The sequence below is a fragment of the Nocardia sp. NPDC051911 genome (genome assembly GCF_040681035.1).
Taxonomy (GTDB): domain Bacteria; phylum Actinomycetota; class Actinomycetes; order Mycobacteriales; family Mycobacteriaceae; genus Nocardia; species Nocardia sichangensis.
Genome location: NZ_JBFAXY010000011.1, coordinates 177,628 through 192,103 on the forward strand (window position 1 = coordinate 177,628; position 14,476 = coordinate 192,103).

General features: G+C 70.1%; 14 protein-coding genes. 9 read left to right on the forward strand and 5 right to left on the reverse strand.

Features of this window, described 5'->3' with window-relative positions:
- The first annotated feature begins 241 nt into the window (after nucleotides 1–241).
- Complete coding sequence (locus tag AB0L97_RS16325; protein WP_356967173.1) at nucleotides 242–1,102, forward strand: cutinase family protein; 861 nt, start codon at nucleotides 242–244, stop codon at nucleotides 1,100–1,102.
- 1 nt (nucleotide 1,103) lies between these two features.
- Here AB0L97_RS16325 and AB0L97_RS16330 read toward each other — a convergent pair whose 3' ends face one another.
- A complete protein-coding gene (locus AB0L97_RS16330) occupies nucleotides 1,104–1,553 on the reverse strand; it encodes a MarR family transcriptional regulator (protein WP_364429962.1) in 450 nt (149 codons plus the stop codon).
- A 92-nt stretch (nucleotides 1,554–1,645) separates the two neighbouring features.
- Between AB0L97_RS16330 and AB0L97_RS16335 the strand changes: the two genes are divergently transcribed.
- Nucleotides 1,646–2,431 carry a class III extradiol ring-cleavage dioxygenase gene (locus tag AB0L97_RS16335; RefSeq protein ID WP_355075743.1) on the forward strand — a complete coding sequence of 262 codons (786 nt, stop codon included), beginning with the start codon at nucleotides 1,646–1,648 and terminating at the stop codon, nucleotides 2,429–2,431.
- Nucleotides 2,432–2,440: 9 nt separating this feature from the next.
- Here the strand turns inward: AB0L97_RS16335 and AB0L97_RS16340 are convergent, their stop codons facing one another.
- A complete protein-coding gene (locus AB0L97_RS16340) occupies nucleotides 2,441–2,809 on the reverse strand; it encodes an Rv3235 family protein (protein WP_364429967.1) in 369 nt (122 codons plus the stop codon).
- Between the two features lie 345 nt (nucleotides 2,810–3,154).
- Here AB0L97_RS16340 and AB0L97_RS16345 point away from each other — a divergent pair, with 345 nt between their 5' ends.
- The 4 genes from AB0L97_RS16345 (at nucleotide 3,155) to AB0L97_RS16360 (ending at nucleotide 6,820) form a co-directional block, all read left to right on the forward strand.
- Nucleotides 3,155–4,402, forward strand: coding sequence for an alpha/beta hydrolase (locus AB0L97_RS16345; protein WP_364429970.1), 1,248 nt, complete (start codon nucleotides 3,155–3,157; stop codon nucleotides 4,400–4,402).
- Nucleotides 4,403–4,504: 102 nt separating this feature from the next.
- On the forward strand, nucleotides 4,505–5,599 hold the full coding sequence (locus tag AB0L97_RS16350; protein WP_364429973.1) for an LLM class flavin-dependent oxidoreductase: 1,095 nt from the start codon (nucleotides 4,505–4,507) through the stop codon (nucleotides 5,597–5,599).
- Nucleotides 5,596–6,201 (forward strand): FMN reductase, encoded by a 606-nt coding sequence (locus tag AB0L97_RS16355; RefSeq protein ID WP_364429976.1) that lies wholly within the window; start codon nucleotides 5,596–5,598, stop codon nucleotides 6,199–6,201. The genes AB0L97_RS16350 and AB0L97_RS16355 overlap by 4 nt, the downstream gene beginning before the upstream one ends.
- A gap of 70 nt (nucleotides 6,202–6,271) precedes the next feature.
- A complete protein-coding gene (locus AB0L97_RS16360; RefSeq protein WP_364429979.1) occupies nucleotides 6,272–6,820 on the forward strand; it encodes a YceI family protein in 549 nt (182 codons plus the stop codon).
- Nucleotides 6,821–6,863: 43 nt separating this feature from the next.
- Here AB0L97_RS16360 and AB0L97_RS16365 read toward each other — a convergent pair whose 3' ends face one another.
- The 3 genes from AB0L97_RS16365 to AB0L97_RS16375 are packed head-to-tail and all read right to left on the reverse strand — an operon-like array spanning nucleotide 6,864 to nucleotide 10,082.
- A complete protein-coding gene (locus tag AB0L97_RS16365) occupies nucleotides 6,864–7,703 on the reverse strand; it encodes a DUF72 domain-containing protein (protein WP_364429982.1) in 840 nt (279 codons plus the stop codon).
- Between the two features lie 48 nt (nucleotides 7,704–7,751).
- Nucleotides 7,752–9,269, reverse strand: coding sequence for a glycerol kinase GlpK (glpK, locus tag AB0L97_RS16370; RefSeq protein ID WP_356967001.1), 1,518 nt, complete (start codon nucleotides 9,267–9,269; stop codon nucleotides 7,752–7,754).
- A gap of 48 nt (nucleotides 9,270–9,317) precedes the next feature.
- On the reverse strand, nucleotides 9,318–10,082 hold the full coding sequence (locus tag AB0L97_RS16375; RefSeq protein WP_364429986.1) for an IclR family transcriptional regulator: 765 nt from the start codon (nucleotides 10,080–10,082) through the stop codon (nucleotides 9,318–9,320).
- Nucleotides 10,083–10,338: 256 nt separating this feature from the next.
- On the opposite strand from AB0L97_RS16375, the gene AB0L97_RS16380 reads away from it, so the two are divergent.
- Genes AB0L97_RS16380 through glpD form a run of 3 tightly spaced genes read left to right on the forward strand, consistent with a single transcriptional unit; the run spans nucleotide 10,339 to nucleotide 14,438 of the window.
- Nucleotides 10,339–11,148 (forward strand): MIP/aquaporin family protein, encoded by an 810-nt coding sequence (locus AB0L97_RS16380; RefSeq protein ID WP_355075726.1) that lies wholly within the window; start codon nucleotides 10,339–10,341, stop codon nucleotides 11,146–11,148.
- Between the two features lie 38 nt (nucleotides 11,149–11,186).
- A complete protein-coding gene (glpK, locus tag AB0L97_RS16385; RefSeq protein ID WP_355075724.1) occupies nucleotides 11,187–12,707 on the forward strand; it encodes a glycerol kinase GlpK in 1,521 nt (506 codons plus the stop codon).
- 51 nt (nucleotides 12,708–12,758) lie between these two features.
- Nucleotides 12,759–14,438, forward strand: a complete 1,680-nt coding sequence (glpD, locus tag AB0L97_RS16390; protein WP_364429991.1) for a glycerol-3-phosphate dehydrogenase — start codon at nucleotides 12,759–12,761, stop codon at nucleotides 14,436–14,438.
- Nucleotides 14,439–14,476: the final 38 nt, after the last annotated feature.

Here is a 14,476-nt window from a genome sequence, read left to right on the forward strand (position 1 = left end):
ACCGAACTCGCTGTGATACGCGTCACTTGCGCCCCGGATTGTGCCGTCTCACACACTCTCGCTATCCTGGCTGCACTTTGAGACCACCGAGTCTCAATGCAGCCTTCGACGGGGCCGGGTTCGACCACCGCGCGGCGCCGGCGAAGGCCTTTCCTGCCGGGGAGCGCCTGCGGCGCCTGTACTACCAGGAGCAAACGCCATGCGATCGAAGTGGATCTCGGCGGCTATCGGTTTCACGGCGATGGCGCTGTCGTGCGTAGGGCCGGGCAGCGGGCCCGCCGTCGCCGAGCCCGAGTGCCCGAGCATGTACGTGGTGGCCATCCCGGGCACCTGGGAAACCACCACCGATGGCGAGCGCCCCGGCCCCGGGATGCTGGCCGGAGTCACCAACGGCCTGCCGTCCTCGGTGCGGGTCGACTACGTCAGCTACGCCGCGACCGCCTTCCCTTGGGAGACCGAGGTTTACGGCGCGTCCAAACGCGAGGCCGTCGACAACGCGCGCGGCATGATCGGAGCGATGGCCAGGGCGTGCGGCGCGACCAAGATCGCATTGCTCGGCTACAGCCAGGGCGCGGACGCCGCGGGCGATCTGGCCGCCGAGATCGGCACCGGGATCGGCGTCGTGCCGCCGTACCGGATCGCGGCGGTCGGACTCATCTCCGATCCGCGCCGCTCCCCCACCGACGCGCTGGTCGGTCCGCCGGTGGGCGGCGCGGGCGCGGGCGGTCCCCGCATCGGCGGCTTCGGCTTCGTCAGCCCGCAGACCCGCACCATCTGCGCGGTCGGCGATCTGTACTGCACCACGGCGTCGGACGATTTCGTGACCCGGTTCGCCGGCTTCCTGGCCCAGACCTCCCATCCCGACCCGGCCGATCTCTGGCGCTACCAGATGGAAATGGGCGCCATCGTCGGCGATCTGATGTCCAACGGCGGAATCCCGTTGCTGCAGAGCCAGTTGTCGGAGTCGGCGAACCAGGAACGGGCCCGGTTGCTGGACCAGTTCTACCGCTCCGAGGCGCACACCGCCTACGGCAGCTACCGCGTCGGCGGCGGCGCGACCGCGCTGTCGTGGATGCACGACTGGCTGGCGTCGCTGGCCTGAGTCAGGGCGCGAGCCGCCGCGCGACCTCGCCCAGGCCCTCCGCGACGGCGCTCTGCTGAGCGGCGCTGAGCACGTCGACGAGGACGCGGCGGACGGTCGCGACATGGTCCGGCGCGATCTGCGCCAGCCGTTCCCGGCCCGCGCCGGTGAGCACGGCGATGACCCCGCGCACGTCGGTCGGGCAGGCCTCGCGCACCAGCAGTCCGGCCTTCTCCAATTGCGTCACCTGGTAGGTCAGCCCGCTTTTGGAGGTGTAGAGCGCGTCGGCGAGTTCGGTCATCCGCAGGCGGCCCTCCGGCGCGTCCGCGAGCCGCACCAGCACCTCGTACTGCGTGTGCGACAGCCCTTCCCGCTTGAGCTGCCGTTCCACCTCACGGTCCACCAGCGCGCCCGCCGCGAGGAAGCTGTGCCACACCTGCATCTCGCGCGCGTTCAGCCACCTGGTCTCCACAGCTCCACCCTAACCATATTGTTCAAATTTGAACAATCAGCTACCGTTTAGTTCGAATTCGAACTACCTGCGGCCGAACAAGGAGGAGCGCCATGACCAGCGTGAACACCGGAAGAATGCCGGTGCTCTATCTCTCCCACGGCGCTCCGCCACTGGCCGATCACGCGAGCTGGCCCACCGAACTGGCGGCGTGGTCGGGCGCATTGCCGCGCCCCCGGGCGATCCTGATCGTCTCCGCGCACTGGGAGGCCGCGCCGATCGCGCTCGGCGCCACCGAGACGGTGCCGCTGGTCTACGACTTCTGGGGCTTCCCCGAGCGGTACTACCAGGTGCGCTATCCCGCGCCGGGCGCGCCGGAGCTGGCCGAGAAGGTGCGAAACCTGTTGCGCGGACCCGGCGTCGCCGTGGCCGACGTCCCGGAGCGCGGGCTCGACCACGGCGCCTACGTGCCGCTGAAGGAGATGTACCCGGACGCCGACGTCCCGGTGTTGCAACTGTCCATGCCGACGCTGGACCCTGGGGCGCTGCTGGACATCGGACGGAAGCTGGCGCCCCTGCGCGACGAGGGCGTGCTGATCGTCGGCAGCGGTTTCTTCACCCACAACCTGCGCGCCCTGACGGCCGACGACGAACACGTGCACTCCTTCACCGCCGAATTCGACGAGTGGGGCCGCGACGCGCTGGCCGCACACGACCTGGACGCACTGCTCGATTTCGAGCGGAAAGCTCCCGCCGCGCGCCTGGCCCACCCCCGCGCCGAGCACTTCGCACCGCTGTTCGTCGCACTCGGCGCGGGCGAAGACGACCTCGGCGCGCTGCGCACCGTCATCGACGGCTACTGGTTCGGCATGGCGCGCCGATCCGTCCAGCTCGGCTGACGCCCCACGTCATCGGATGCGCAGCGCCGTCAGCCGCCAGCCCGCCGAGCGCGTCCGGACGATCCTCGCCGCCACGGCGAAACGGCGACCGCCACGGGCATATGCGGCGAAGACCTCGGCGGTCCTGGCATCCACGAGCGCCACGCTCACCCGGATCGGCACCGCGACGCCGAGTGCGTGACCGGGCACCAGACCGGCGGCGAGCAATGTGCGCACCGCGGCGACGACCGTGGCGTCGGCGACCGCGGCCAGTTGCGGTACGGGTCTCCTACGGTCGAGTACCTCGAGGACGATGCGCACCGCTGACTCGGCGAACCGGCGTGCCGCCGAGCGGGTTTCGTCCCCCGCCTGCGCGGCGGACGCATGACTACGCCGCACCGCGCTACGGATCCCGGCACTCGACCGGCCGGACACAGCGCGCGTCCGCGTGCGGCAAGGTAGCGCCCGTGCCGGCGCGGGATCGCGAACTTCGGCGCGCCCGCGGCTGTCCAAGGGCGGCTCCGGATTCGGAGCAGGCGCCAACCAATCGTGATAACCAGCCATGCAAATCCCTTCGAAACCCCGATGTCGAAACCCTGTGACGACCGATTCTGCGGACGAGACACGGGAAAACGCGCGTAGTCGGCTACCCGATTCCGCCCCGACTCACCAGCACCCGCATCCGGCACGCGCGAAGACCGACCTAGGTTGGAGGGCAGCCCCGACCGGAAACGGAGACCTTGGATGACCGACGAGCCAGGAGCGGATGTGACCGTGCCCGGAGAATCCGCGACCCCGCCTCGCCTGGCCCGCCTCGCGCTACTGGTATCCGCCGGAGTCCTCGCCGGGTATCTCGCGCTCGGCCAATTGATCGCGATCCTGCCGGTTTCCTGGATGATGCCGCTGCTGGGCAACGCGATCGTGCAGTCGGCGGTGCTCTTGCTCGGCTCGGTCCGTGACGCGCTCGGCTCGTGGAACATGGTGCTGGCGGTGGCAGCGACCGGGCTCGCGCTCACCGCGCTTCGCTCCGGCGAGCGGGGACGGCGCCCGGCGGCCGCGGTGACCGGCGTGGCCGTCGTCGGCCTGGTGCTGTCCGTAGTCACGAGCGCGACGCTGGTGTTCGCGGCGCACGACGCGGCGGGCGTCTGGGTTCCGTTCGCCCCGGCCGTCCCGTTCAGCACCGTCGGTGACGCGCCGGACGAGACCGTCACCTACGCGACCGTCGACGGGCAGCCGATCCAGGCGGATCTGTATCTGCCCGCCCCGGGACCGGCCCCGGCCCCACTGGTGGTGAGCATCCACGGCGGCGCGTTCGTCGCGGGCAGCCGCGGCACCGACGCCTACACGACCTGGCTGGCCGACAACGGATACGCCGTCCTCGACGTCGACTACCGCCTCTCCGGCGCGACCGAGCACCGCTGGGACACCGCGGACGCCGACGTCGCCTGCGCGCTGACCTGGGCCGCCGCGAACGCGCAGCGGTACAACTGGGACCTGCGGCGGATCGCCACGTTCGGTGAGTCGGCGGGCGGCAATCTGGCCGTCAACGTCGCGAACAAGATCAACGCGAGCGCCTTGCGGCCCAGCTGTGGCAGCGCGGAGGAGCTGCCCGAGGTGCGCGCCGCGGTCGCGCTGTACCCGGCGGTCGATCTCACCGCTTCCGGCACCGAGACCGCGCTCGGCGTCGACGCGGCCCGGCAGTATCTCGGCGGTACGCCCGAACAGTATCCCGAGCGCTATACCGCGACGAGCTCCGCTCCGCACGTCAGCGCAGCCTCCCCACCCACCCTGTTGATCCAGGGGTCCAGCGATCACCTGGTGCGCGCCGAGCACACCGCGGCCTACGCCGCCGCGCTCGAGACCGCGGGCGTCCCGCAGCGCTACGTCGAGCTGCCTTACGTGGAACACGCCTTCGGCACCACCGAACTCGACACGGGCGCGCGGGTCACCCGCGAACTCACCAGGACCTGGCTGGCGGAATACCTGCCGTAACCGGCGTCACACCGCCGCGCGGGGAATACTCGGGCACCCCAGCCGGTTCCTTTGGTTGCCATATCCACCAAATTGAGTCAGACTGAGAACGAAGGAGGCGTCGTGCAGTTCGGAATCTTCACGGTCGGTGATGTGACGACCGACCCCACGACCGGCCGGACGCCGAGTGAGCACGAACGCATCACCGCCATGGTGACGATCGCGCGCAAGGCCGAGGAGGTCGGTCTGGACGTGTTCGCCACCGGCGAGCACCACAACCGGCCGTTCGTGCCGTCGTCGCCGACGACGATGCTCGGCTACATCGCGGCGCGGACCGAGCGGCTCCAGCTCTCCACCGCGACGACCCTGATCACCACGAACGATCCGGTGAAGATCGCCGAGGACTTCGCGATGTTGCAGCACCTGGCCGAGGGGCGCGTCGACCTCATGCTCGGCCGCGGCAACACCGGCCCGGTCTACCCGTGGTTCGGCAAGGACATCCGCGACGGCATCCCGCTGGCCATCGAGAACTACCACCTGCTGCACCGGCTCTGGCGCGAAGACGTGGTCGACTGGGAAGGCAAATTCCGGACGCCGTTGCAGTCGTTCACCGCCACGCCGCGCCCGCTGGACGACGTTCCGCCGTTCGTCTGGCACGGCTCGATCCGCAGCCCCGAGATCGCCGAGCAGGCGGCCTACTACGGCGACGGCTTCTTCGCCAACAACATCTTCTGGCCGAAAGAGCACTTCCAGCGACTGATCCGGCTGTACCGGCAGCGCTACGAGCACTACGGCCACGGCTCCGCCGACCAGGCGATCGTCGGCCTGGGCGGACAGGTGTTCATGCGCAAGAATTCCCAGGACGCGGTGCGCGAGTTCCGCCCCTACTTCGACAACGCGCCGGTGTACGGACACGGCCCGTCGCTGGAGGAATTCACCGAGCAGACCCCGCTCACCGTGGGCAGCCCGCAGCAGGTCATCGACAAGACGCTCACCTTCCGCCAAACGTTCGGCGACTACCAGCGCCAACTGTTCCTGATGGACCACGCGGGCCTTCCGCTGAAGACCGTGCTGGAGCAGCTGGACCTGCTCGGCGAGGAAGTGGTGCCGGTGCTGCGCAAAGAGTTCGCGGACCTGCGCCCGGCGCACGTGCCGGACGCCCCGACGCACGCGAGCCTGGTCGCCGCCCGCGACGCCGCCGTGGAGGCGACCCGATGACCCGCATCGCCGTCGTCTCCGCGGGCCTGTCGCAGCCCTCGTCGACCCGGCTGCTCGCCGACCGGCTCACCGCGGCCACCGCGGCGGCGCTGTCCGCGTCCGGCGCGGACGTGACCGTCGACGTGGTCGAGGTGCGCGAGCACGCGCGGGATCTGGCCGACAACCTGCTGATCGGATTCGCGCCGACCGGGTTGCGCGCGACGCTCGACAGCGTGGCAGGCGCCGACGGCCTGATCGCCGTCACGCCGATCTTCAACGCCTCCTACAGCGGCCTGTTCAAGACGTTCTTCGACGTACTGGAACCGGACGCGCTGGCAGGGATGCCGGTGCTGCTCGGCGCGACCGGCGGCTCGGCGCGCCACTCCCTCGCGTTGGAACACGCGCTGCGACCGATGTTCAGCTACCTGCACGCGGTGGTCGCGCCCACCGCGGTGTACGCGGCGTCGGAAGACTGGGCGTCCGCGGCGACCGAGGGGTTGAGCTCTCGGATCGACCGCGCCGCAGCGGAATTCGCCGCCGCGCTGACCAACACGCCGCGAGCGCGTGGCACCGATCCGTTCGACGACCCGGTACCGTTCGCACAGCTGCTCGGCACTCACTGATCTTCCCCCGACCGATCCCACCCCAATTCACACCAAACTAGTTCAAATCTCAACTATCAAGGAGAACATTATGTCGACCGGAACCACCAACGCTCTCACCGCGGGCACCTGGGCCATCGACCCCGCCCACTCCACGCTCGGCTTCTCGGTGCGCCACCTGATGGTCAGCAAGGTGCGCGGCCGCTTCACCGACTTCTCCGGCAAGCTGGTGATCGGCGAGGACGGCAGCGCCTCGGCCGAGGCCGAGATCCGGGTCGACTCGGTCACCACCGACAACGAACAGCGCGACGCCCACCTGCGCACCGCGGACTTCTTCCAGGCCGAGCAGTTCCCGGTGGCCACATTCAAGTCCACCGGTTTCCGGGTGAAGGGTGACGATTTCGTGGTGGACGGCGAATTCACCATTCGCGGTGTCACCAAGCCGGTATCGCTCGAGGTGGAGTTCCTCGGCGTCAACCCCGGCATGGGCCAGGGGCCGGTCGCGGGCTTCGAGGCCAAGACCGTGATCAACCGCCGCGACTTCGGCATCACCATCGACATGCCGCTGCCCGACGGCGGCGCGGTGATCGGCGACAAGATCACGCTCACGCTCGAGGTCGAGGTCGGCCTGCAGGCCTGAGCCGCGCGGTCCCGCGGCTCGATGCCGCGGGAGGCGTTTTCCGTCAGAACAGCGTCATGGGCTCGGCGGCGGCGGGCTCGGGCAGCGGCTCGAGCTCGGGCAGCCGGGCCCTGACCGCGTCATGGAAACGGCGGGCCAGCTCCAGCGAGCCCGCATTGTCCGGCGTGTGCAGGAACACGGTGGGCGAGCGGCCTTCACGCAGCCATTCGGCGACCGTGCCGACCCACGGCCGCCAGCCGTTGACGGTGCGCTGGACGTCGTCGCGGCCGTGATAGCGCACGATCGGGTATTCGGTCAGCGCGCGCATCCTGCGCCGCACCCGCGGCTTCTTCGCGGCCGCCTCCTGTTCCGCCGCGCTGGCGGGCGGACCGTCGAAAAGCACGGTGGTGTCGAACGGCACCCATTCGGCGCCGACCCTGGACAGTACGTATTCCAGCCTGCGCGCCGCCTGCTCGTCCTCGAAGAACGCGGGGTGACGCACCTCGACGGCGACCCGGTACGAGCGCGGGAAGTCGCGCAGGAAACCGGCCAGCACACCGAGATCGGTGGGTCCGAACGAACCCGGCAGCTGGATCCACAGGGCGTGGATGCGTTCGCCGAGCGGCTCCATCGCGGCGAGGAAGGACCGCAGCTCCTGCTCGACGCCGGTCAGTCTGCGTTCGTGGGTGATCGGCTTCGGCAACTTGAGCACGAAGCGGAACGCGGGATCGCATTGCGCCGCCCATGATTCGACTGTGCGCAGCGACGGCGTCGCGTAGAACGTCGTATTGCCTTCGACCGCGTTGCACCACGTGGCGTACCAGCGCAACCGCTCCCCCGGGGAGAGCTGACGTTCCTGCCAGGCCGCGTGCGTCCACATCGCACATCCCACGTGAAGCCGCATGCTCTCGACGCTAACCCACGCTCCCGACACGAGCTCCGGGCCCCGGACTCACCGCCGCGCCCGCTTCTTCGACCGCACCCAGCCGAAGGTCAACTCGACCGCGCGTTTCCAGTTCTCGTACTCGTCCTCCCGCAGCTCCGCGTCCATGCGCGGAACCCACTGGGCGGCAAGGCGCCAATTGTTGCGCAATCCCTCGAGGTCGGGCCAATACCCCACGGCGAGACCCGCGGCGTACGCCGCGCCCAGTGAGACCGTCTCGGCGACGAACGGACGCAGCACCGGAACATCCAGCACATCGGACACGATCTGCATGAGCAGGTTGTTCGAGGTCATCCCGCCGTCCACGCGCAGTGCCGCGGCTTGCAGGCCGGAGTCGGCGTTCATCGCCTCCACCACGTCCCGGGTCTGCCAAGCGGTCGCCTCCAGCACGGCGCGCGCGATGTGGCCCTTGGTGATGTAGGAGGTCAGCCCGGCGATGAGACCGCGCGCGTCGCTGCGCCAATGCGGCGCGTACAGCCCGGAGAACGCGGGCACGACGTAGCAGCCGCCGTTGTCTTCGACGGTGCGCGCGAGGGTTTCGATCTCCGGCGCACTGGTGACCAGTCCGATGTTGTCGCGCACCCATTGCACGAGCGATCCCGTGACCGCGATCGGCCCCTCCAGCGCGTAGACCGGCTCGGGGCCGATCTGGTAGCCGATCGTGGTGAGCAGGCCGTGCTCGGAACGCACCAGGTCGCGTCCGGTGTTCATCATGAGGAAGCCGCCGGTGCCGTAGGTGCACTTGGTCTCCCCACGCGCGAAACAGGTTTGGCCGAACAACGCGGCATGCTGGTCGCCGAGGGCGGCGGCGATCGGGATGCCGGGCACGACCCGGCGCGTGTTGCCGTAGGACGCGATCGAGGGCTGGATGCGCGGCAGCATGCGGGCGGGGATGCCGAAGAACTCCAGCAGTTCGTCGTCCCAGGCGAGGGTGCGCAGGTTCATCAGAAGGGTGCGGCTGGCGTTGGTGACGTCGGTGCAATGCAGCCCGCCGTCGGGGCCTCCGGTGAGGTTCCAGATCAGCCAGGTCTCCATGGTGCCGAACAGCACCTCGCCCCGTTCCGCGCGCTCGCGCAGACCTGGCACCGAGTCCAGCATCCAGCGCAGCCGCGGCGCGGCGAAGTAGCTGGCCAGCGGCAGGCCGCACAGCTCTCGGATCCGGTCGGCGCCCGGCTTGTCCCCGAGCTCGCGGACCAGTTCCTCGGTGCGCACGTCCTGCCAGACGATGGCGCGTCCGATCGGCGTGCCGGTGCGGCGGTCCCACACCACGGTGGTCTCGCGCTGGTTGGCGATGCCCAGCGCGGCGATCCGGTCGGCCGTCACACCGGAATCCCGCAGGGCCTGCGGCACGATCCGCTCGACATTGCGCCAGATCTCCAGCGCGTCCTGCTCCGCCCAGCCCGGCCGCGGATAGTGCTGCCGGTGCGGGCGCTGCGCGACGCCGACGAGCCGGGCACGCTGGTCGAACAGGATGCACCGCGTGGAGGTGGTGCCCTGGTCGATGGCCAGCACGTAACGCTGCTTCATGCTCGGCTGCTCCTGATCGACATCGGACGGTCACCGCGGGGACGAAAGTCAGTGACTCGTACCGAGATCGCGCGACACCGCCCGTGCGGCGTCGAGCACCTGACCGACCAGCGCGGGCCGGTGCCGCAACTGGGCGTCACAGAGCCGGTCCACCGCGCCGGTGATGCCGATGGCGCCGACCACGAGGCCACCGGGCGCCCGGATCGGCGCCGCGATACCCGCCTCGCCCGTCCGGAATTCCTCGGTGTCGCCCGCCCATCCGGCCTGCCGGACGCGGCCCAGCGCCCTGGCGAGCCCGGTGCGGTCGACCAGGGTGCGGTGTGTGAGCGGGGCCAGCTCGGCGCGGCGCGTCGTGGCGGCCAGCTCGGCGTCGTAGGCGAGCAGGACCTTGCCCAGCGCGGTGGCGTGCGGCGGCAGCAGTTCGCCGAGTTCGAGCGCCTGCTGGGTATTGTCCGGCCGGAACACGTGATGCACCACGACCACCGCGCCGTCCATCGGCGCGCCGATCCGCACCGATTCGCCGGTGCGCGCCGCCAGCGCGTCGGCCCAGTTGATCGCGCGGGAGCGCAACTCGTTCGCGTCGAGGTAGCTGGTGCCCAGGTGCAGCAGCGCCGCGCCGAGTTGGTACTTGCCGGTGGCCGGATCCTGTTCGACGAAGCCGACGCCTTGCAGCGTGCGCAGGATGCCGTGCGCGGTCGGCTTGGGCAGGTCGAGCGCCCTCGCGATGTCGCCGACGCCGAGCCGCCCTGAGCCGCGGGCCAGCAGCCGCAGAACGGCCGCCGCCCGCTCGATCGATTGGATCGCACCTGGCATATCGGGGAACCTACCCGTGTCGTGATTCGACAATGTCGAACGGCTGGTGATACCTGAGCAACATCATTGAAACCCAGTGTGAGCTGCGCCATACATCCTCCTCGCGCGTCGGACGGTAGCGTCGCCGCCTTCCGGCAACCAGTCGAGGCGTTCGACATTGTCGAACGGCAGCTGTATCCGGGTTCCGTATCCCGCCGTAGTTTCCGTTTCACGCACGGTCGCGTCCGCGACCTGCGGGGCGAACGGAGGCTCAACGATGAACTTCGGCTCGATCTTCCTCAGTGAAGCACTCGGCACAGGCGTGCTGGTGCTGCTCGGGGTCGGTGTGGTCGCGAACGTACTGCTGGCGAAGTCCAAAGGATTGGACGGCGGCTGGCTGCTGATCAACATGGGATGGGGGTTCGCGGTCCTGGCGGGCGTCTACGTCGCCTACAAGACCGGCGGCCATCTCAACCCCGCGGTCACCGTCGGCATCCTGTTCAGCGGGGCCGACGAGTTCGCCCCCGGCATCGCGATCTCCGGCTCGACGACACTCGCGTACCTGAGCGGCCAATTCGCCGGCGCCTTCCTCGGCGCGACCGTGGCCTACGTCGCCTACAAGCGCCACTTCGACGCCGAGATCGACGAGGAGAAGAAGCTCGCGGTGTTCGCCACCGGCCCCGCGATTCGCGCCCTGCGCTGGAACTTCGTCACCGAAGTGATCGGCACCTTCATCCTCGTCCTGGTGATCCTCACCTTCGGCCACACCCCGAGCGGGCTCGGCCCGGCCGCCGCCGCGCTCCTGGTCGTCGGCATCGGCGCCTCCCTGGGCGGGCCGACCGGATACGCCATCAACCCCGCTCGCGATCTCGGTCCGCGCATCGCGCACGCGCTGCTGCCGGTGAGCAAGCCCGCCCCCGCCGACGCGGTCCTGGTCCCCGTGGGCGCGGGTGCGCCCGCTCCGGCCGAATCGCCCGACGCCGCACCGCACGGCAAGGACTCCGACTGGGGTTACGCCTGGGTGCCGGTGTTCGGCCCGCTGCTCGGCGGCGCGCTGGCCGGACTCGCCGCGCAGTTCCTGTTCTGAATCCTGCTCTTTCCCAGTAATTTCCCGAAAGGACCGCGATGAGCCAGTACGTCGGCGCCATCGACCAGGGCACCACGAGCACCCGCTTCATGGTGTTCGATCACGGTGGCAACGAGGTCGCCCGCCACCAGCTCGAGCACGAGCAGATCCTGCCGCGCCCGGGCTGGGTGGAGCACAATCCGACCGAGATCTGGGAGCGCACCCGCGCGGTCATCCAGACCACCTTGACCAAGGCCGATCTGGTCGCGAGCGACCTGGCCGCGGTCGGCGTCACCAACCAGCGCGAGACCACGGTGGTGTGGAACCGCAAGACCGGGCGGCCGTACTGCAACGCGATCGTCTGGCAGGACACCCGCACCGACCGGATCGCCGCCGAACTGGAACGAGCCGGGCACGGCGACATCATCCGGCGTAAGGCGGGCCTGCCGCCCGCCACCTACTTCTCCGGCGGCAAGCTGCGCTGGATCCTGGACAACGTCCCCGGGGTGGCGGAGGACGCCGAACGCGGCGACGCGCTGTTCGGCACCACCGACACCTGGCTGCTGTGGCAGCTGACCGGCGGTGTCGACGGCGGCGTGCACGTCACCGACCCGACCAACGCCAGCCGCACCATGCTGATGAATCTGGAGACTCTGGACTGGGACGACGAACTGCTGTCCCTGTTCGGGGTGCCGCGCGCGATGCTGCCCCGGATCGCTCCCTCGGCCAACCCGGAACTGTTCGGCACCACCCGCGCCGACGGACCGTTCGGCGGCGCGGTGCCGCTGGCGGGCGTGCTCGGCGATCAGCAGGCCGCCACCGTCGGACAGGTCTGCTTCCGTCCCGGCGAGGCGAAGAACACCTACGGCACCGGCAACTTCCTGCTGCTCAACACCGGAACCGAGATCGTGCGCTCGCAGCACGGCCTGCTGACCACGGTGGCCTACCAGTTGGGCGGGGAGAAGCCGGTGTACGCGCTGGAAGGTTCCATCGCGGTGACCGGCTCGGCGGTGCAGTGGCTGCGCGACCAGCTGGGCATCATCTCCGGCGCGGCGCAAAGCGAATCGCTCGCCCGGCAGGCCGAGGACAACGGCGGGGTGTATTTCGTGCCCGCGTTCTCCGGCCTGTTCGCGCCGTACTGGCGCTCGGACGCGCGCGGCGCGATCGTCGGTCTGTCCCGCTACAGCACCAACGCCCATCTCGCGCGGGCGACGCTGGAATCTATCTGCTACCAGACCCGCGACGTGGTCGAGGCGATGCAGGCCGACTCCGGAGTGCGGCTGGACGTGCTGCGGGTGGACGGCGGCGTCACCGCCAACGAGCTGTGCATGCAGCTGCAGGCCGACTTCCTCGGTGTGCCGGTGTCGCGTCCGGTGGTCGCCGAGACCACCGCGCTCGGCGCGGCCTACGCGGCAGGGCTCGCGGTCGGCTTCTGGAACGACACCGACGAGCTGGAACGGAACTGGAACGAAGCCAAGCGCTGGCATCCGACCTGGTCGGAGGAACAGCGCGAGCGTGGCTACGCGCGCTGGAAGAAGGCCGTCGCCCGCACCCTCGACTGGATCGACGTCGACGAATGAGGGGCGACGCCGTCCTACCCGAATAACCCCGAAACAAGGAGAGATACCGCTGTGTCCGCACGATTGGACGCCCAGTACCGCGCCCGCGCGGTGAACGCACTCGGCGACACCGAGATCGATGTACTCGTCATCGGCGGCGGCGTGGTCGGCGCGGGCGCCGCCCTCGACGCCGCCGCCCGCGGCCTCGCCGTGACCCTGGTGGAGGCCAGGGACTTCGCGGCAGGCACCTCGAGCCGCTCCAGCAAGCTCATCCACGGCGGGCTGCGCTACCTGGAGCAGCTGGACTTCTGGCTGGTGCGGGAGGCGCTGAAGGAACGCGGCCTGCTGTTGCGCCGGCTGGCCCCGCACCTGGTGCGGCCGGTGTCGTTTTTGCTGCCGCTACGCCATCGCGTCTGGGAACGCGCCTACATCGGCGCGGGCGTCGCCCTGTACGACACGATCGGTGGTGCTCGCGCCTTGCCGATGCATCGGCACCTGTCGCACACCCGCGCGCTGGAGCTGGCGCCCGCGCTGCGCGAGGACGCGCTGACCGGAGCGATCCGGTACTTCGACGCGCAGGTCGACGACGCCAGGCACACGATGATGATCGCGCGCACCGCCGCCCAGCACGGCGCGACCGTGCTCACCCGCACCAAGGTGACGGGGCTGCTGCGCGACGGTGAGCGCGTCGTCGGCGCGGAGGTCACCGACCTGGAAACCGGCCGGGTGCACACGGTGCGCGCGCGCCGGGTGATCAGCGCCACCGGCGTGTGGACCGACGAGATGAACCGGATGACCGGCGTCGAGTTCCCGTTCCACGTCCGCATGTCGAAAGGCGTGCACATCCTGGTGCCGCGTCATCGCCTGCATCTGGACACCGGCCTGATCATGCGCACCGAGAAGAGCGTGCTGTTCGTCATCCCGTGGCACGGCCACTGGATCATCGGCACCACCGACACGGACTGGTCGCTGAGCAAGGACCATCCGGCCGCCAGCGACGCCGACGTGCAATACCTGCTCGACCACGTCAACCAGGTGCTGCGCGAGCCGCTCACCCGCGACGACATCGTCGGCACGTACGCGGGGCTGCGTCCGTTGCTGTCCGGCGCGTCGGCCGACACCGCGACGCTCTCGCGGGAGCACGCGGTCGCCGAACCGGCTCCCGGTCTGTTCGTGATCGCGGGAGGCAAGTACACCACCTACCGGGTGATGGCCGCCGACGTCGTGGACGCGGCGGTGGCGGGACTCGGCCGCGCGGTCGCGCCGTCGGTGACCGAGCACCTGCCGATCCTCGGCGCGGTGGGTTACCAGGAACTCGCGGCCGACCTCGACAGCCTGGCGCAACGCGCGGGCCTGCCGCGGGCGACGGTCGAGCGCCTGCTCGGCCGCTACGGCTCGGCGATCACCGACCTGTTCGACCTGATCGCCCGCGAACCGGACCTGGGCCGTCCGCTCACCGGCGCGCCGGAGTACCTCGGCGCGGAGGCGGTGTACGCGGTGACGCACGAAGGCGCGCTGCACCTGGACGACGTGCTCACCCGCCGCACCCGCGTCTCCATCGAGGCCGCCGACCGCGGTCTGGCCGCCGCGCCCGAGGTGGCCTGGCTGATCGGCGCGCACCTCGGCTGGGACGCCGCCGCCACCGAGCGGGAGATCACCCGGTACCGCGAGCGGGTGCGCGCCGAACTGGCCGCCAACCAGGCGGCCGACGACGAGTCCGCCAACGCGGCTCGGATGGTCGCCGTCGCCTGAGCGCGGTCGCGTGGCACGGTTTCCGCGTGGAACCGTGC